Raw genomic sequence first — 19,079 nt, 5'->3', positions numbered from 1 at the left:
CCCATGAAACCCATACTGAACAAGATAGCGATAATCGCCGGATTGTCCCTCCTGGCCTCGTGCCAGAGCTTCTTCGACGAAGACCCCGTCTATTCGACGACCACCGACACCTTTTTCAATTCGGAAACGGCGCTGGAAACCTATGCGATCGGCTTTCTCGAAAGCCACCTGCCCTCGGCCGCGACGCTCACGCGCGGCGACCAGTACAGCGACATCTGCGTCACGACCCAGACCGAAGGATTCCTCAAGACGGGCGGTTACAGCGCCCAGCAGGCCAACAACTGGGCGCGGGGCAACTGGCGTCCGCTCTACAACGTCAACTATTACCTCAAGCACATGAAGGACGCGGCCCCCTATGTGGACGACGCGACAATGAAGCATTACGAGGGCGTCGGCCGCTTCTGGCGCGCGTGGTTCTACTGGGACAAGGTCAAGACCTTCGGCGACGTGCCCTGGTACGACGAGCCGATCGACCCCGACGACGACGAACAGCTCTACAAGGGCCGCGACCCGCGCGACTACGTCATGCAGAAGGTCCTCGAAGACCTCGACTTCGCCGCCACCTGGTGCTCCAAGGCCAGCAAATACGTCAACACCAACGTCATCAACCGCTATGTGGCGCTGGCCCTGAAATCGCGCATCTGCCTCTACGAGGGAACCTGGCGGAAGTACCACGGGCTGGACGGCAGCGAGGAATGGCTCCGCGCGTGCGTCGCCGCCTCGGAGGAGCTGATGGGCGACAGCCCCTATTCGCTGGTCTCGACGGCCGGCGAGGAGACGACCAATTACAGCAAGGTCTTCAAGAGCGAGGAGCCGCAGTACACCGAAGTGATCCTGGCCAACGAGTTCAACGCCACGCTCAACCGGTTTCACGACGCCTCGTGGTACTACGCCTCGGGCAGCTACGGACAACGCAACTCGGGTCCCAAAGCGTTCGTCAACATGTACCTGAACCTCGACGGGACGCGCTTCACGGACAAGGACGGATACAACAAGACGCAGTTCAAGGACGAGTTCGCCGGCCGCGACTACCGCCTGCGCCAGACCTTCATCACGCCCTACTACGTCAAGAAGGTCGGCGGCAAGGAGACCAACGAATTCGCAAAGGTCTTCCCCGGCCTGACCACGCAGCTGACCTACTACCGCATCATCAAGTGGAACACCGACGACGATGCGAACGAGAGCAACACCTCCAGCGCCAACTCGCTCCCGGTGTTCCGCTACGCCGAAATCCTGTTGAACGAGGCCGAAGCCAAGGCCGAACTGGGCGAGATGGACCAGACGGTGTGGAACAAGACGATCCGCCCGCTGCGCGAGCGTTCGGGCGTAAGCGGCGCGATGCCCGCCACGGCCGACCCCTATCTGGCCAGCTACTACGACGGGGTGACCGACAAGTGGATACTCGAATGCCGCCGCGAGCGGAGCATCGAGCTGTACATGGAGAACACCCGGCGCGACGACCTGATGCGCTGGCGCATGGGCCACAAACTGACGGTCGAATTCGCTGGCATCCACATTCCCGAACTGGGCAAGCCGTTCGACATGAACGGCGACGGAAAGAACGACCTCTGCTTCTACTCGAAGAGCCATCCCAAATCGGGCAGCAACCAGACCGGGGTTTCGTACGTGGAGGTGACCGCCGAAGAGGGCGACAACGTCACGACATACAGTGTCAACAAGGACAACTGCCTGGTTTACATTCTCGACCGGGAATGGGCAGACTACAAGTACCTCTACCCCGTTCCGAAGAATGCGCTCGACATCAACCCCAACCTGCGGCCGCAGAATCCCGGCTGGGACGACTAACCCGCTTACCCGAAACGATCAAAAATCCGATTTTATGAAAATACACGCTATAATTTCGTTTTTGTGCCTGGCGTCGGTCGCCCTCGGCACATCCTGCAAGGACGACGAAACCCACTTCCTGCAGCGGAGCCACGACGCGCTCTCGTTCCCGTACCTCAATTCGACGAAGGAGCTGCTCGTCCTGACCAACGGGTCCTGGAAAATCACGCCCGACGACACGTGGATCAGCTGTTCGCCCGGGGAGGGGAACGGCGCGCCGAAAGAACAGGCGGTGAACATCACCGTCGCGCAGAACGACGGCGCGGAGCGTACCGGCAGCGTCACGCTCTCCGACGGACTGAAAGAACTGGTCATCCGGGTTACGCAGGAGGACGGATTCTTCACCGTCGGCTCGCCCGAGATCGCCCCCAGTTTCGACCTCTACGAGGAGCTCGTGGACAAGCGGGTGACGATCCCCTACCAGAAATCGAAGCCCGGCTATAAGGCCGACGTCACGGCAACGCTCGAAGGCGCGGGAGCCGAAGGCATCGCCATCGAATCGCTCTCGGGATACGAAATGGAGGCGGGCGACGGAGCGATTCCCCTCGCCTTGAGCGGAACGCCGACCAAAAAAGGCCCGATCACGGTCAAACTGCACGTGGAGATCTCGTCCGTCGCGACCCCCTACGACCTCACCGCCGAGAGCCGCGCCAAACTGGCCGGCGAAGTAACCGTCACGATGTTCAAACTGCTGCCCCGCCTGGCAGTCCTCGACTGGGGCGACTACGAGAAGGGTACCGGCACGAACTTCAACAACGGCACGCCCCGCTCGTTCAGCTTCGGCCTCGCGCTGGAAGAGGAGGGCGACAACCTGCGCAACTACACCTCGAAGACGGCCAATTGGCTCACCGCCAGCAGCATGTTCTTCGCACACAACCGTTTCGCCTTCGGCAACCTGCAACCCAGCACGACCTACTGGTTCTGGATCGTCGCCCACGAGCTGGGTCCCAATAAGGAGGATTCCGACAAGACGTGGTTCTCGTTCACCACTCCCGAGGAGAATCTGGCGCCGAACGTCATCCTCTACAAGGATTTCGACGATTTCTGGTTCAGAGGCTGTCCGATCTACCAGGCATTCGGCGTCGAAGTCACCAACGCCCAGATCGGTGCGAACATCGACCCCGACGACCCGAACTGCCCGGCGGCCACCGGAAAAATCGTAAACCCCGTCAACTCCACCGACTCGTTCTTCAACTACGTCGGGAGCGCGACCGACAACCGCGGTCCGGTGAAAGCGGCCAAACTGTGGGAAGCATGGTGGGAAGGCGACACCTACGGCACGAACTACGCCGACGCCGACTATCCCGGCTGGCAGGGCTTCTGGGTACGCACCCAGACCGGAGCCGCACTGCTCTCGACCGCATCCGTTTCGGGCTACATCAAGACGCCCAAGCTGACCGGAATCGGCGAAGGGACGGCCGACATCACCGTAACGTGCCACACGGCGCCCTACTTCGAGCCGTACCACTCGTGGGGACAGGACCACGAACAGCACTACATCCAGGTCGAAGGTCCCGGAACCATCACCGACGGAGGCCCGACCAAGGCCGAACCGACAGGGGCCGCCACGGCCAACACGGACAAGCAGGTGACCGTACAGTGCACGACGCACGTGGACAGCGACAAAATTCCCACGACCGACTACGTAAACCCCACGGAGCATGTGGTCAAGATCGCCGGAGCCACCAAGGAGACCCGCATCGTAATCGCGGCGCATCCTTACGGAACCAAGCACTACCGCCTGTGGATCGACGACATCCAGGTAACGAAAGACCGATAATCACAAATTAGAAACAACAGGTTTTATTCGGTATTGCCGCCTCGGGCGGCAATACCGAATTTACCGCAACTAAAACGACATGCTATGAAACTGTTGAAATTCACGCTTATTTCAATTCTGGGCCTCTCGCTCTGCACCGCCTGCGGCGGCGACGGAGACGGCGGCGAAACGCCCGGTCCCGGCAAACCCGAAGGTCCCGACAAATCGTCGACCACGGGCATCGACCGGTTCGATGCCTCGAACATCTTCAGCCGGAACACCTACCTGCCGGACAACACGGCGATGCAGGGCTTCAACCTCGACTCGGACGGCTCGGTCTGGTACACGCAGCTCTCCAACACGAACCAGGCGCAGCTGAACTGGGTCCGCGCGCAGCCCAACAAGACCCCGGACGTGCAGACCGAGAACAAGGACTACATGAAACTCACCTACTTCGGCCACGGGACGAACACCGCCCTCGAAGAGGACGGCGCCGACCGTTACCTGTGGGCCGGAGCCTACGGCGTCTGCAACGCCAAAGGCCAGTACTGGAACGAAAAACTGGTGGGGCGCGTCAAATACGTGAAGGGAGCCACCGTCAAGACCAACGAGTGCAACGACTACTATTACATCGGCGACTACACCGACCTGCACCCCTCGATCGACGCGGAGAACGACCTGCTGACGATCAACTACGGCGACAGCAAAAATTCGTCCTACCGGTGTTTCGTCATCTACAAGCTGAGCGAGGCGAAAAAGGCCCCGATGACCAACGTAACGATCACCTGCACCGACGGCTTCCAGACCGACAGGCCCGCTTCGACCAACCCGGTCAGCGTGGTGGTGCGCTGCCACGACCTCACGACGCTGACGCCCGTCGCCCGGCCGCGCTTCCTCAAGACGGGATACGGCGCGAGCGGCGCCACCTACTACGACTGGCAGGGCTACGACGTCCACAAAAACCGGCTCTACTACACCGAGGGGCAGTCGAACTACAACCTCTTCGGCTCGTTCTACTCGGGCAGCTCGTTCGCCTACGTCACGGTGTTCGACTTCGAGGGCAACATCGTCGAGGAGCGGACGCAGGTGGCCGTCGTGTCGGACAAGGACAAACTGACCCAGATCGGCGTTTCGGTGTTCGGGACGCTCGAAGCCGAAGGCATCAAGGTCTGCAAGGACAAGCTCTATCTGGGATACACGGCCCGCGGAATCACCGCCGACAATACGAAACACTACCAGAACATCTTCGTATTCGACCCCTCTTCGAAATAACGCGCCCCACGGAAACCCGTTTCCGAAAAACCGGTGCTGCGCGCTGTCGCTGGCGACGGCCGCCGCGGCCGAGGGCTTCGCCCGGGGACCGGTCACGCCCAACGATTTCGGCTGCACAAGATCACCTACACGCGCGGCACCAGACCGTTCCAGACGGCCTGCCTCCCCACATGTGGCGTTACCGCACCTCGGGACCTGCGACGACCGTCCGCATCGAGGTCGCCGACTCGTTCGGCCGCACCTCCACGAAGACGATGACACGCCCCAAAGCGTTCCACATCCGGATGAGATAAATCCTGAAAACGAGCGGAAAAAGTTCCGCTCGTTTCATGCCCGTCCGAAACCGCACCCGGCCTTCGGGGAAAAGGAGCGCGTTCTCCGCACGCCACCCGATGAAATCCGCCTTTCTTTTCCGTTTCAGAACAACTTAACAATCAAACAGGACTAACGCCTTACGCCGCGGGTGCGTACCTTTGTTGCGGAAAAAACACCGCAATGCACATTCACGTCAATACGGCCTCGGAACACCTGCGGGACTTCGCGGAACGCCTGCCCGAACTCTTCGACCGGGAAGGCGAGGTCCTGCACGCGGGACGCAACACGATCAAAGCCTTCGAGGCGGAGGGAGAACGGCTGGTCGTCAAACGGTTCAAGCGCCCGAACCTGCTGCGGGCCGTCATCTACACCTTCTTCCGCCGGAGCAAGGCCCGCCGCTCGTACGAACACGCCGTGCGGCTCCGGGCGCTGGGCGTCGATTCGCCCGAACCCGTCGCATGGAGCGAATACCGCCGCCGCGGACTGCTCTGCGACAGCTACTACGTCTCGCGGCGCTCCGACTACACCCCGCTGTCGCAGACCACCGCACGCTTCCCCGCAGCGGGAACCCTGCCCGTGCTGGAGGCCTTCGCCCGCTTCGCCGTGCAGCTCCACGAGAAAGGCATCGAGCACCGGGACTTCAACCACGGCAACATCCTCTGGGACCGCACCCCCGCGGGCGCCTACCGCTTCCAGCTGATCGACATCAACCGCATGCATTTCGACGACCGGCCCCTCTCCTCCCGGGCCTGTATGATCAACCTCCGGAGGTTGTCCTGCCCCGCCGTGGCATTCCTCTACATCCTCGACCGCTACGCCGAAACGCGCGGATGGGATGTCGACGACACGCTGCTGCGCGGGACCTTCTTCCGGCTGGCGTTCGGCCGCCGCAAGCAGTTGCGCAAGCGGTTCCGGCACCGCAAGGGCTGATTTTTTCGCAAAAAAATACGGTGGACGTTTGGTTTTACGGATTATTTCGCTACATTTGCCAACGATAAAAGCCATCGAATGATGAGAGCATACGGTTTTGCATACTATTTTTATTACTTTTTCTTTTATAGCAAGGGAAAAAGCGGGATCGCATGCAATTAACTGTATACAGATAGTATAGATTAATATGACACGAAAATCCCGCTCGGTTGAGCGGGATTTTCTTTTTCAAACCATTATGGAACAAATCGCAATACAGGGCATCGCAGGATGCTATCACGAAACGGCGGCGCGCGGCTATTTCGCAGACCGGGAAATAGAGGTGCTGCCCTGCTTGAGTTTCGACGAGTTGTTCGCCCGGATGGCCGCCGATCCGGCGCTGCTGGGCATCGCGGCCATCGAAAACACCATCGCCGGCAGCCTGCTGCCCAACCACGAGCTCCTGCAACAGAGCCGCGCCCGGATCATCGGCGAACAGAAACTCCGCATCTCGCACGTCCTGGCGGCCCTCCCCGGGCAGACGCCCGACGACATCGCCGAAGTCCGCTCGCACCCGATCGCCCTGATGCAGTGCGGCGATTTCCTGAAAACCCTCCCCGGCATGAAGATCGTCGAAAGGGACGACACCGCAGGCAGCGCGCGCGAAATCGCCGAGGGACGCCTCGCAGGCACGGCGGCCATCTGCGGCGCCGACGCAGCCCGTCTCTACGGACTCGAAATCCTCCGGCGGGGCATCGAGACCAACAAACACAACTTCACACGCTTCCTCCTGCTCGCCGACGAGCGCCGCGCCGCGGAATTCGCCGATCCCGCCCACACCGACAAAGCCTCGCTGCTCTTCACCCTTCCGCACACCCGGGGGAGCCTCTCCAAGGTGCTCACCGTCCTCTCGTTCTACGACATCAACCTCACCAAAATACAGTCGCTGCCCATCATCGGGCGCGAGTGGGAATACCGCTTCTACGTCGACGTGACGTTCGACGACCCGATGCGTTACCGGCAGGCCATCGACGCCGCACGGCCTCTCACCAGCGACTTCCGCATTCTCGGCGAATACGCCGAATGCCCCAACCCCGCGATCTGACGCCCCGGAACGCCGCGCACCGCAAGCAGCCGGAAAAAGGAAAGACACTAAAAAAACAAACAAAAATAACGCAACCATGAACGACATTCAACCCATCACACTCCCGGGAATCGACCCCCGGCGCCCCCTGGTAATCGCAGGCCCGTGCAGCGCCGAAACCGAAGAGCAGGTCCTCGGCACGGCCCGCTCGCTGGCAGCCGAAGGCATCCGCATCTGCCGCGCCGGACTCTGGAAGCCCCGCACCAAACCCGGCGGCTTCGAAGGCGTCGGAGAGGCGGGCATCGCCTGGCTCCAGCGCGTGAAACGCGAAACGGGCATGTACACCTCGACCGAAGTGGCCACCCGCGAGCACGTCGCCACGGCGCTGAAAGGCGGCGTCGACCTGCTGTGGATCGGCGCACGCACGGCGGCCAACCCCTTCGCCATGCAGGAGATCGCCGACGCCCTGCGCGGAACGGACGTCCCGGTGCTGGTGAAAAACCCCGTCAGCCCCGACCTCGAACTGTGGATCGGCGCCATCGAGCGCATCTACAACGCCGGCATCCGCCGCATCGGGGCCATCCACCGCGGGTTCACGTCGATCGACAAGAGCCTCTACCGCAACCACCCGATGTGGGCCATTCCCATCGAGCTGCACCGCCGCCTCCCCCGCCTGCCGATCTTCTGCGACCCGAGCCACATCGGAGGCAAGCGCGAGCTGATCGCCCCGCTGTCGCAGCAGGCCATGGACCTCGGGTTCGACGGACTGATCATCGAAGCCCACTGCTCGCCCGACTGCGCCTGGAGCGACAAGGCCCAGCAGGTGACCCCCGAGGCGCTGGCCTATATCATCCGCAACCTGGTGATCCGCGACGAGTCGATCACCACCGAGAGCCTCACCGAACTGCGTTCGCAGATCGACAAGCTCGACGACCAGCTGCTGGAGCTGCTCTCGCGCCGCATGCGCGTCTCGCGCGACATCGGACAGTACAAAAAGGAGCACAACATGCCCGTCCTGCAAACGCAGCGTTACGAGGAGCTGCTGGCCCGCCGCGCCGGGCAGGCCGGGCAGATGGGCATGGACCGCGAGTTCATGCGCACCGTCCTGCAGGCCATCCACGAGGAGTCGATCCGCCAGCAGATGGAGGTGCTGGGGAAATAGATTTTCCCGCGTCGCCCGACACGAAAGGCTCCCGGCCGCCGGGGGCCTTTTCGGGTTTTTGCAGGCATCCGGCAAAGGCCCCCTGCGCTTCTTGACCGCAAAAGCGCATGAGACAACATTACATTTCGGTTAAATGTCATGCCGGGGGCATGCAACATCGGTGAATGATGCGTAAATTTGCTGCGGACTCAAACCCGCATTTATGGCAAAACACAAAATCCTGGTGGTCGACGATGAAGAGTCGCTGTGCGAAATCCTGCAATTCAACCTCGAAGTCGAAGGCTACGAAGCCGACGTGGCATACAGCGCCGAGCAGGCCCTCCGGATGCATCCCGAACGCTATTCGCTGATCCTGCTGGACGTTATGATGGGCGAGATGAGCGGCTTTCGGATGGCGCAGCTCCTGAAAGCCGATTCCGAAACGGCCCGGGTCCCCATGATTTTCTGCACCGCGAAGGACTCCGAGGACGACACGGTGGCCGGGCTGAACATCGGAGCCGACGACTACATCACCAAACCCTTTTCGGTCCGCGAAGTGCTGGCCCGCGTGCGCAGCGTACTGCGCCGCACGTCCGCCGCACGCGCCGAATCCGAAAGCATCCACTTCGAAGGTCTGGAGATCGACCTCCGGCGCAAAGTCTGCACGCTCGACGGCAAGGAGCTGCAACTCACCAAGAAGGAGTTCGAAATCCTGGCTCTGCTGCTCTCGAACCGGGGCGTGATCTTTTCACGCGAGGAGATCCTGCGCCGCATCTGGAGCGACGAGGTGATCGTCCTCGACCGCACGGTCGACGTGAACATCACACGCCTGCGCCGTAAAGTCGGGCCTTACGGGGAACACATCGTAACGCGCCTGGGCTATGGCTACGGCTTTGAAGCATAAACTTTCCTACCACCGGCGGCTGTTCCTGCTGCTGCTCGTCTTTTCGTGGACGCTGGTGGGGTGTTTCATCCTTTTCCAGTACGGGCGCGAAAAGCACTTCAAGGCCGAGCGGCTCGACGCGCAGTTGCAGCTTTTCAACCTGCGGATGCTCGACGCCGTGAATGCGGGCGTGCCCCCCGACGCCTTCATCGCCCGCTCCGGCGCACCCTGCGAAGGAGTGCGCGTGACACTGATCGACCCGGCGGGACACGTCGTTTTCGACAATTCGCTCGACACGCTGCCCGGCGCGAACCACCTTGACCGCCCCGAGGTCGCCGAGGCGCTGGCCCGCGGGACGGGGTACACCATCCGCCGCCACTCCGAAAGCACCGACCGCAACTATTTCTACTCGGCCATGCGGGGCGACCGCTACATCGTCCGCTCGGCCGTACCCTACTCCGTGCCGCTGGGTGAAATCCTGGCCGCCGACCGCGAATTCCTCTGGTTCATGCTGGGCGTGACGCTGCTGATGAGCGTGGCGGGCTATTTCGCCACGCGCCGCCTGGGCCAGAACATCACCCGGCTGAACGAATTCGCCGAACGGGCCGAGCGGGGCGAGCGGATCGACGACCTCCCGGCATTTCCCCACGACGAACTGGGCGAAATATCGAGCCACATCATCCGCCTCTACGCCCGTCTGCAAAAAACCACTGCCGACCGCGACCGCGAGCACGCCCTCGCGCTGCACGAGGAACAGGAGAAAATACGCATCAAGAAACAGCTCACCAACAACATCAACCACGAGCTGAAGACCCCCGTGGCGGCGATTCAGGGCTATCTGGAAACACTGCTGGCCAACCCGTCGCTCGACGCGCAAAGACGCACGGACTTCCTGGAAAAAAGCGCCGCACAGACCGAGCGTCTGCGGCGTCTGCTGGCCGACATCTCGACCATCACGCGCATGGACGAGGCGAGCCAGCTGATCCAGAAGGAGCGCGTCGTGCTGAACGACCTGATCGCCGAGGTCACGGCCGACATGGAACTGAAACCCGCCGACCAGCGGCTGCGGGTGAACATCGACTTCCCGCAGCAGGTCGAGATCGTCGGCAGCCCGTCGCTGCTGGCATCAATATTCCGCAACCTCGCGGACAACGCCGCGGCCTATTCCGGCGGACGCGACATCTTCATCCGGCTGCTTTCCGACACCCCCGAAGAGTGCACGGTCTCGTTCGCCGACAACGGCATCGGCATCGGCGAGGAGCACCTGCCGCACATCTTCGAACGCTTCTACCGCATCGACAAGGGCCGATCGCGCAAACAGGGCGGCACGGGACTGGGGCTGGCGATCGTCAAAAACGCCGTTGCGATCCACGGCGGCACGATCACGGCCCGCGAACGCGAACGCGGCGGGCTGGAGTTCGTCTTCACATTGAAGAAACACAGTTAACAAATTCCAGCTACACGACAACCCGCCCGGCCGCATTCGCAGCCTTCGGCTGCGATTACGAATCGGAGCCACCCCTGACTCCCCGCCTCGGCGGGGAGTTAAGGCGCAAAAACACACGCCTTGACTGCTGTGGCGGCCCGGCAATTCGCAAGCGATTGCGCTCGTCTGTCGCCTGCAGTTGTCGCACGCGGCCGGACAGGCGGCCGGATCGGTTTTTTACCGCTCCCCGATATTTTTTCACTCCCCCGCAACGCCCCTGTAACGCCTTTGTAACATCGGTTTCGGACCTTTGCAACGGTAAAGAACCATAACAATTACGAAAACGGATAATCCATGTCCCCGCTATTCACCGCAATCGTCGTCATCCTGGCCCTGCTGGCCGTGATGGGCATCGTCGTGGGCGTCGCCAACGACGCCGTCAACTTTCTCAACTCGGCCCTCGGCTCGAAAGTCGCACCGCGCCGCGTGATCCTCTGGGTCGCAGCCGCCGGCATTCTGGTCGGCACGCTCACCTCGAGCGGCATGATGGAGGTCGCCCGCAGCGGCGTCTTCTACCCCGGACAGTTCTCCTTTCAGGAGATTATGATGCTGTTTCTGGGCATGATGCTGGGCAACGTGCTGCTGCTGGACCTCTACAACACGCTGGGACTGCCCACCTCGACCACCGTATCGATGGTCTTCGGTCTGCTGGGCGCCGCCGTCGCCGCCGCCCTGTTCCGCATCGCCGGCAACCCGGGGACCTCCTTGCAGGACCTCTCGCAGTTCATCAACACGGGCAAAGCCATGGTCATCATCGCGGCGATCCTGTTGTCGGTGGCGCTGGCCTTCGTGGCCGGAACGCTTTTCATGTACATTTCGCGCCTCATCTTCTCGTTCCGCTACGCCGCCGTCTTCCGCCGCTGGGGAGCCGTCTGGTGCGGCATCTCGCTGGCCGGAATCCTCTATTTCGCGCTGTTCAAGGGGTTGAAAAGCTCGGGACTGATCCCGACCTCCGTTTCGGCCTACGTCGGCGACCACGTCCTCGTGACGCTCCTCGCCTTCTGGGCCGCGGCGTCGCTCCTCCTCTACATTTTCCAGCGCATGCGGCTCAACATCATGCGCATCACGATCCTGTCGGGAACCTTCTCGCTGGCCCTTGCCTTCGCAGGCAACGACCTGGTGAACTTCATCGGCGTGCCGCTGGCCGGCTACGACGCCTGGCGCATCGCCGGCGAGGCGGGCAGCGAAACGATGATGATGGGGGCGCTCGAAGCTCCCGCCCGGGCCAACTTCCTGCTGCTGGGCGTCTCGGGACTGATCATGGTGCTGACGCTGTTCTTCTCGAAAAAGTCGCAGCACGTCACCGAGACCGAACTGTCGCTCGCCTCGCAGCACGAGGGCGACGAACGCTTCGGTTCGACCCTCATTTCGCGCAGTCTGGTGCGCGCGACGCTGGTGATGAACACGATGTGGACCGGGCTGATTCCGGCGCGGGTTCAGAAGGCCATCGACCGGCGTTTCGAGCCGCTCCCTGCCGAAGAGCGTTCGTCGGCCCCCTACGACATGGTCCGCGCCGTGGTCAACCTCACCGCCGCGTCGATCCTGATCGCCATCGCCACCTCCTACAAACTGCCGCTGTCGACGACCTACGTGGTCTTCATGGTGGCCATGGGATCGTCGCTCGCCGACCGCTCGTGGGGCCGCGAAAGCGCCGTCTACCGCATCACGGGCGTGATGGCCGTCATCTCGGGGTGGTTCATCACAGCGCTCGGAGGATTCCTCATCGCGCTGGCCGTGACGGCCCTGCTGCTGTGGGGCGGCTGGATCGCCGTGGCAGCCCTCACGGCGCTCTGCGCCTGGCTGCTCGTCCGCAGCCACCTCAAGACGCCCGGACTGAAAGAGGAGGCCGAAAAGGCCCTGCTGCCGCTCGAAACGGCCGAGACCCCCGACGAGGTGCTGTGCGCCTGCATCGGCGAGGTCTGCACGACGATGCAGGAGGTCACGCGCATCTACAACCGCACGCTGGTAGCCGTCTTCAAGGAGAACCGCAAGGTGCTCAAGGAGATGGTGCGCGACTCGAACCGCCTTTTCGAGGAGGCCCGCATCCGCAAATACAACGTCATGCCGACGCTGCGCCGCCTGCAACGGTGCGACATCGACACGGGGCACTTCTACGTGCAGGTCACGGACTACCTTTCGGAGGTGACCAAGGCCCTGATCCACATCACGCGCCCGGCATTCGAACACATCGACAACAACCACGAGGGCATGTCGAAGGAGCAGATCGTCGACCTGATGCGCGTGAACGACCAGGTGGAGGCGATTTTCGACAAGATCAACGACATGCTGGCGACGAAGGATTTCTCGGACCTCGATCTGGTGCTCGAAATGCGCGACAAGCTCTTCGACACGATCGTCGAGGCGATCAAGAGCCAGCTGCGGCGCATCAACGACGTCCCGTCGGGCAGCACCCGCGCCGGGGTGCTCTACCTCACGATCCTCAACGAGACGAAGACGATGATGCTCCAGTCGCGCAACCTGCTCAAATCGCAGCAATATTTTCTGGAGGCCAAAAAATAATGCCGATACGCCATCGTGCAGACAATCCACCCAAACCCTCCTTTGAAAAGGAGAGCTTCAAAAAGCGCCGTGTAACGAAAATGCAACGGGTCCGTCATTTCAGCGAAACGACGGACCCGTATCTTTGCACTGTGAAAACCGGAGAACCGGATTCACAAGTTGGTTTTAGGTTACATAAGTAGGTTAGTGGGAGATGCAGTGACGCGACGTCGCGGCATCTTCGTTTTTGTCAAAAGATGCCGCTTCGCTAAATCACCCTTAAAAAAGGGCGGCTTGAACACGACCGGACAATTATTCCGAATCCCGCTTGTCAAGCGGGTTCTCCATATCCTTGAGGTGAATCTCCAGCGCCCGGACCGAGATCTGAATCTCCCAGATCGAAACGCCCAGCGAACCGACCAGCAGCAGCAACGCCGCACCGAAGACATAAGCCGAAAGCAGCATCAGCCCCACGTAGATCAGAAACATCGTCACCACGCACAGGAACAGGCTCGTGACGCCCAGCAACTGCATCGTGCGCGTGAGGTGGAGCCGCCGGCGGAGGTTGTCGATCTGCGCGCGCGTCACCTTCGAGGGGTGCTGCAAATGCTGCTCCTTGAGCGTGCGCACCAATTGCGCGTAGGACAGAAACCGGTTGGTGTAGGCCAGCAGAATCAGCGACACGGCCGAAAACAGCAGGGCGGGGGTCGTAAGCGAGAGTTCTTCCATCGTTATCGGGATTTACGCTGCAAAGATACGCTTTTTATCAAAGCCAAAGGCGAAAGGTTGTAAATGAAAAATTCACCTTTCACCTTACAAAGCGGCGGGACCCGGGGGCCGGATGCGCAACTCAAACCCCCGGGCCGTAATCCGCCGCACCAATCGTCGGCCGTCAGTGATCGGTCTCCACCAGCCGGAAACGGCGGTTGAATTTCAGTTCCAGTCCGTTGTCGAGGGTGATCTCATGGTTGCGGCCGTCGCGTTCGACACCCCGGACGTGCCGCCCCGGATAGTTCGCAGCCACGAATTTCAGGATCGGCTGCGGAATCAGCCCGTCGGGCACGACACCCCCCGGCCGCTCGACATCGGTCCACTCGCCGCGGGCGTCGAAGTCGATCTTCGTACCGTCGGCCAGCTTCACCTCATAGCTCGGGGCCACGCCCTTCTCCATCGTGGCGGAAACCACCTCGATGTCGTGAAAATACTTTTTCACCAACGTCTTCGCCGCATCGGGCAGTTCGTGCATCCTGACCGGAACTTCGTCACCGCCGGCGAACGCCGCCGTCGCAAAAAGCCCCGCACCCAGCAGGGCAATCCAGAATCTTTTCATCGTTTTTCGTATTTATACACTCCCGCCCCTGCAAAAGCAGGGCCACAAACGCCGCAACGCCTTCCTGTAACTATTGCATGTCCCGGAAGGCGCCGTCAATACCTGATCGTAGGTATTTTTTAAATTTTTATAAAAAATTGTAACCGCTCTTTGGCCGGTGTGAAAAAAATAACGTATCTTTGCCGACCGAAATAGGACAATTATCATCTCAAAACGAACAATATCATCTATGGAACTGAACAAAACCTTTATCGACGGGCTTTGGAGCAAAGAGATCAACGTGACGAGCTTCGTACAGACAAACATCACCCCCTACCTGGGCGACGCCTCGTTCCTCGCAGGACCTACCGAGCGAACGAAGCACATCTGGAACCTCTGCCTCAAGGCCCTCGAAGAGGAGCGTCAGCATAACGGCGTCCGCGCGCTGGACAACAAGACCGTTTCGACCGTCACCTCGCACAAGGCCGGCTACATCGACCGCGAAAACGAGCTGATCGTGGGCCTGCAAACCGACGAACTGCTCAAGCGCGCCATCAAACCCTTCGGCGGCATCAACGTCGTATCGCGCGCCTGCAAGGAGAACGGCGTGGAGGTCGACGAGAAGGTGAAGGACATCTTCACCCACTACCGCAAGACGCACAACGACGGCGTGTTCGACGTCTACACCGAGGAGATCCGCTCGTTCCGCTCGCTGGGCTTCCTGACGGGTCTTCCCGACAACTACGCCCGCGGCCGCATCATCGGCGACTACCGCCGTCTGGCCCTCTACGGAACCGACCGCCTGATCGAGGCCAAGCAGGAGGACCTCCGCAACCTCACCGGCCCGATGACCGACGCCCGCATCCGCCTGCGCGAAGAGGTCGCCGAACAGATCAAGGCCCTGAAGGACATCCGCACGATGGGCGAATACTACGGACTGGACCTCAGCCGTCCGGCGCATTCGGCGCAGGAGGCCGTGCAGTGGGTCTACATGGCCTACCTGGCCGCCGTCAAGGAGCAGGACGGAGCCGCCATGTCGCTGGGCAACGTATCGTCGTTCCTCGACATCTTCATCGAATACGACCTCGCGCACGGGACGATCGACGAGTCGTTCGCCCAGGAGCTGATCGACCAGTTCGTCATCAAGCTGCGCATGGTGCGCCACCTGCGCATGCAGTCCTACAACGACATCTTCGCCGGCGACCCGACGTGGGTGACCGAGGCCATCGGCGGACGCTTCAACGACGGCCGCACGAAGGTGACGAAGACCTCGTTCCGCTTCCTGCAAACGCTCTACAACCTCGGTCCTTCGCCCGAACCGAACCTCACGATTCTCTGGAGTCCCGAGCTGCCGCAGGGATTCAAGGACTTCTGCGCCAAGGTTTCGGCCGACACCAGCTCGATCCAGTACGAGAACGACGACCTGATGCGCGAAGTGCGCCACTCGGACGACTACGGCATCGCCTGCTGCGTCTCGTTCCAGGACATCGGCCGCCAGATCCAGTTCTTCGGCGCCCGCACCAACCTGGCCAAGGCCCTGCTGCTGGCCATTAACGAAGGTCGCTGCGAGAACACCGGCACGCTGATGGTCAAGGGCATTCCGGCGCTGTCGGAGGGTCCGCTGCGCTTCGAGGAGGTGATGCGCAACTACAAGATGGTGCTCAAGGAGATCGCCCGCGTCTACAACGAGGCCATGAACATCATCCACTACATGCACGACAAGTACTACTACGAGAAGGCCCAGATGGCATTCGTCGACACCGATCCCCGCATCAATCTCGCCTACGGCGTGGCCGGTCTCTCGATCGCCCTCGACTCGCTCTCGGCCATCAAATACGCCCGCGTGACGCCCCGCCGCAACGCCGAGGGTCTCACCGAAGCCTTCGACATCGAGGGTGAATTCCCCTGCTACGGCAACAACGACGACCGTGTCGACCACCTGGGCGTGGATCTCGTCTACTACTTCAGCGAGGAGCTGAAGAAGCTGCCCGTCTACAAGAACGCCCGCCCGACGCTGTCGCTGCTGACGATCACCTCGAACGTGATGTACGGCAAGAAGACCGGCGCAACGCCCGACGGACGCCTCAAGGGCGTGGCCTTCGCCCCGGGAGCCAACCCGATGCACGGCCGCGACAAGAGCGGCGCCATCGCTTCGCTCGCCTCGGTGGCCAAGATGCGTTACCGCGACTCGCAGGACGGTATTTCGAACACCTTCTCGATCGTGCCCAAATCGCTCGGTCCGACGGCCGGAGAGCGTATCGAGAACCTCGTGACGATGCTCGACGGCTATTTCACCAAGGGCGCACACCACCTGAACGTCAACGTGCTGAACCGCGAGATGCTCGAAGACGCCATGGAGCACCCCGAGAAATATCCGCAGCTGACGATCCGCGTCTCGGGCTACGCCGTGAACTTCACCAAGTTGAGCCGCGAACACCAGCTCGAAGTCATCAGCCGCAGCTTCCACGAAAGGATGTAACGGCTTGAAAAGCCGCTTTTAGGGGCGGGCGCAGGATTTGCATACCGGAACCCGGTTTGCGCCCGAACCCCCTTATTCAAAAACAAGGAACAATCATGCTTCGTGTACATTCTTACGAATCCATGGGAACATTCGACGGGCCGGGACTCCGGCTCGTCGTTTTCCTCCAAGGCTGCAATTTCCGCTGTCTCTACTGCGCCAACCCCGACACGATCGAGGCCGGAGCGGGCACATTGACCGACCCTGCGGAGATCCTGCGCATGGCCGTCGACCAGAAGCCCTTCTTCGGGCGGCGCGGCGGCGTGACCTTCTCGGGCGGGGAACCCACCTTCCAGGCTGCGGAACTCGTTCCGCTCGTAAAGTCGTTGAAGGAGGCCGGCATCCACGTCTGCATCGACTCGAACGGCGGGGTGTGGAACCCGGCCGTCGAAGAGCTGCTGGGGCTGGTCGACCTGGTGCTGCTGGACGTGAAGCAGGCCGATTCCGAACGCCACCGCGCCCTCACCGGACGCGAAAACGCGCAGACGCTCCGCACGGCCGCCTGGCTCGAAGCCCACGGAAAACCCTTCTGGCTGCGCTACGTGCTGGTTCCGGGCATCAGCGACGCCGAAGCCGACATCCGTGCGCTGGGCGAACGCCTCGGCGGCTACAAGTCGGTCGAGCGGGTCGAACTGCTCCCCTACCACACCCTCGGAGTGCATAAGTACGAGGCGATGGGGCTGGAGTACAAACTCCGCGACGTGCGGGAGAACACCCCCGAACAGCTCGACCGCGCCGCGGCCCTGCTGCGCGAATACTTCCCGACGGTGGTGGTCAACTGACCCGAAGGGGACGTCCGCCGGAGGGAGTGCGGACAACCAAAAATCCGGGACGCCGCGGCGAAAACGCACGGCGGTCCCGGATTTTTTTCGTACCTTCGCCGGAAATCCATTTCTGCGACAATGAAGAACCGACTTCCCGACCTGAACGTCCCGGCCCGCGAACGCATCGGCTGGGTGGACCTCCTGCGCGTGATCGCCTGCTTTCTGGTGGTCTTCTCCCACAGCTGCGACGCCTTCGTCGCCGTGTTCGACAGCGACCGCGCCACCTTCCTGCAAGGAGCGTTGGCAGGCAGTTTCGTCCGGGCCTGCGTGCCGCTGTTCGTGATGATGTCGGGCGTGCTGCTGCTGCCCGTGCGGACCGGAACGGGGGCTTTCTACCGCAAGCGGATCGGCCGCGTCCTCCTGGCGCTGGTCTTCTGGTCGCTGACGCTGCCCGTGCTCTACTACCTGTATATGCGCTACGTCGGGACCTCCAGTCCGTCGATCGACCCCGCGCTGTTCACCGGCGAAGCGACGCTGCACAAGATGTGGACCTTCGTCTTCAACTTCTGCTACGACACCACGCCGCTCTGGTATCTCTATATGCTGATAGGACTTTATCTGATCATGCCGCTGATCAGCCCGTGGCTCGAGCGGGCCTCGCGGCGCGAGTTGCAGAGCGTCCTCGCGATCTGGGGCCTGACGCTGCTGCTGCCCTACGTGAAGATGCTCGCCCCGGCGCTCGGCTACACGGGCAATTACGGCAACACGGGGCTTTACGGCGTCTGCGACTGGAACGGGTTCGGCACGTTCCACTACGTCTCGGGATTCGCCGGTTACCTCGTGCTGGCCTTCTACCTCGTGAAATTCCCGCCCGCGTGGAGCTGGCGCAGGACGCTGGCCATCTGCATCCCGTCCTTCATCATCGGCTACCTCATCACGGGACTGGGCTTCATCACCATGCAGAAGCATTTCCCGGGCAACTACGCCTACCTCGAAATCGTCTGGTATTTCGCCGGCATCAACGTCTTTATGATGACCGCCCCGGTCTTCATCCTCGTGCAGAAGGCCGCCGCACGGCCCCGCGCATGGCTCTCGCGGCTGGCGGGCGCGACGTTCGGCATCTACCTCTGCCACTTCATCTTCGTTCAGGCCGGCTACGACCTCGTGCAGCGGATTCCGGGACTTCCCGCGCTGGCGCGCATCGCGCTGATCGCCTGCGGGGCCTTCGCCGTGAGCTGGGCGGTGGTGCGGCTGATGCAGCGGTGGAGCGTGACGCGCCGGCTGGTAGAGTAATG

General features: G+C 61.7%; 15 protein-coding genes. 12 read left to right on the top strand and 3 right to left on the bottom strand.

Annotated elements, in window-relative coordinates:
- Positions 1 to 3 precede the first annotated feature (3 nt).
- The 3 genes from NQ492_RS08950 to NQ492_RS08940 all read left to right on the top strand — a co-directional run bounded on the left by NQ492_RS08950 (position 4) and on the right by NQ492_RS08940 (position 4,876).
- A complete protein-coding gene (locus NQ492_RS08950) occupies positions 4 to 1,806 on the top strand; it encodes a RagB/SusD family nutrient uptake outer membrane protein (protein ID WP_015546463.1) in 1,803 nt (600 codons plus the stop codon).
- Positions 1,807 to 1,840: 34 nt separating this feature from the next.
- The gene (locus NQ492_RS08945; protein WP_172633807.1) at positions 1,841 to 3,625 is read left to right on the top strand and encodes a BACON domain-containing protein; all 1,785 of its coding nucleotides are present in this window, start codon (positions 1,841 to 1,843) and stop codon (positions 3,623 to 3,625) included.
- An 84-nt stretch (positions 3,626 to 3,709) separates the two neighbouring features.
- Positions 3,710 to 4,876, top strand: a complete 1,167-nt coding sequence (locus NQ492_RS08940) for a hypothetical protein (protein WP_015546464.1) — start codon at positions 3,710 to 3,712, stop codon at positions 4,874 to 4,876.
- A 178-nt stretch (positions 4,877 to 5,054) separates the two neighbouring features.
- On the opposite strand, the gene NQ492_RS08935 is transcribed toward NQ492_RS08940, so the two are convergent.
- Positions 5,055 to 5,207 carry a hypothetical protein gene (locus tag NQ492_RS08935; protein ID WP_015546465.1) on the bottom strand — a complete coding sequence of 51 codons (153 nt, stop codon included), beginning with the start codon at positions 5,205 to 5,207 and terminating at the stop codon, positions 5,055 to 5,057.
- A gap of 164 nt (positions 5,208 to 5,371) precedes the next feature.
- Between NQ492_RS08935 and NQ492_RS08930 the strand changes: the two genes are divergently transcribed.
- The 6 genes from NQ492_RS08930 to NQ492_RS08905 all read left to right on the top strand — a co-directional run bounded on the left by NQ492_RS08930 (position 5,372) and on the right by NQ492_RS08905 (position 13,214).
- The gene (locus tag NQ492_RS08930) at positions 5,372 to 6,121 is read left to right on the top strand and encodes an LPS kinase Kdo/WaaP (protein ID WP_015546466.1); all 750 of its coding nucleotides are present in this window, start codon (positions 5,372 to 5,374) and stop codon (positions 6,119 to 6,121) included.
- Positions 6,122 to 6,359: 238 nt separating this feature from the next.
- A complete protein-coding gene (locus NQ492_RS08925; RefSeq protein ID WP_015546467.1) occupies positions 6,360 to 7,205 on the top strand; it encodes a prephenate dehydratase in 846 nt (281 codons plus the stop codon).
- A gap of 76 nt (positions 7,206 to 7,281) precedes the next feature.
- On the top strand, positions 7,282 to 8,346 hold the full coding sequence (locus tag NQ492_RS08920) for a bifunctional 3-deoxy-7-phosphoheptulonate synthase/chorismate mutase type II (protein WP_015546468.1): 1,065 nt from the start codon (positions 7,282 to 7,284) through the stop codon (positions 8,344 to 8,346).
- 202 nt (positions 8,347 to 8,548) lie between these two features.
- On the top strand, positions 8,549 to 9,229 hold the full coding sequence (locus tag NQ492_RS08915) for a response regulator transcription factor (protein WP_015546469.1): 681 nt from the start codon (positions 8,549 to 8,551) through the stop codon (positions 9,227 to 9,229).
- Positions 9,207 to 10,655 carry a sensor histidine kinase gene (locus NQ492_RS08910; protein ID WP_044054104.1) on the top strand — a complete coding sequence of 483 codons (1,449 nt, stop codon included), beginning with the start codon at positions 9,207 to 9,209 and terminating at the stop codon, positions 10,653 to 10,655. The genes NQ492_RS08915 and NQ492_RS08910 overlap by 23 nt, the downstream gene beginning before the upstream one ends.
- A 333-nt stretch (positions 10,656 to 10,988) precedes the next feature.
- A complete protein-coding gene (locus tag NQ492_RS08905) occupies positions 10,989 to 13,214 on the top strand; it encodes an inorganic phosphate transporter (protein WP_015546470.1) in 2,226 nt (741 codons plus the stop codon).
- Between the two features lie 291 nt (positions 13,215 to 13,505).
- On the opposite strand, the gene NQ492_RS08900 is transcribed toward NQ492_RS08905, so the two are convergent.
- Together NQ492_RS08900 and NQ492_RS08895 are read right to left on the bottom strand one after the other, a co-directional pair.
- Positions 13,506 to 13,922 (bottom strand): DUF2721 domain-containing protein, encoded by a 417-nt coding sequence (locus NQ492_RS08900; RefSeq protein WP_015546471.1) that lies wholly within the window; start codon positions 13,920 to 13,922, stop codon positions 13,506 to 13,508.
- A gap of 163 nt (positions 13,923 to 14,085) precedes the next feature.
- Positions 14,086 to 14,523 (bottom strand): PepSY-like domain-containing protein, encoded by a 438-nt coding sequence (locus tag NQ492_RS08895; RefSeq protein ID WP_015546472.1) that lies wholly within the window; start codon positions 14,521 to 14,523, stop codon positions 14,086 to 14,088.
- A 229-nt stretch (positions 14,524 to 14,752) separates the two neighbouring features.
- Between NQ492_RS08895 and pflB the strand changes: the two genes are divergently transcribed.
- The 3 genes from pflB (at position 14,753) to NQ492_RS08880 (ending at position 19,077) form a co-directional block, all read left to right on the top strand.
- Entirely contained in the window at positions 14,753 to 16,981 is a 2,229-nt protein-coding gene (gene pflB, locus NQ492_RS08890) for a formate C-acetyltransferase (protein ID WP_015546473.1), read from the top strand.
- Between the two features lie 95 nt (positions 16,982 to 17,076).
- On the top strand, positions 17,077 to 17,802 hold the full coding sequence (gene pflA, locus NQ492_RS08885) for a pyruvate formate-lyase-activating protein (RefSeq protein WP_083810187.1): 726 nt from the start codon (positions 17,077 to 17,079) through the stop codon (positions 17,800 to 17,802).
- Positions 17,803 to 17,922: 120 nt separating this feature from the next.
- Positions 17,923 to 19,077: an acyltransferase gene (locus tag NQ492_RS08880; protein WP_015546475.1), complete on the top strand. Its 1,155-nt coding sequence runs from the start codon at positions 17,923 to 17,925 to the stop codon at positions 19,075 to 19,077.
- Positions 19,078 to 19,079: the final 2 nt, after the last annotated feature.

This window comes from Alistipes shahii WAL 8301 (genome assembly GCF_025145845.1).
GTDB lineage: Bacteria > Bacteroidota > Bacteroidia > Bacteroidales > Rikenellaceae > Alistipes > Alistipes shahii.
The sequence above is the reverse complement of the archived record's forward strand: the minus strand, read 5'-3'. Positions and strand labels throughout refer to the sequence as shown.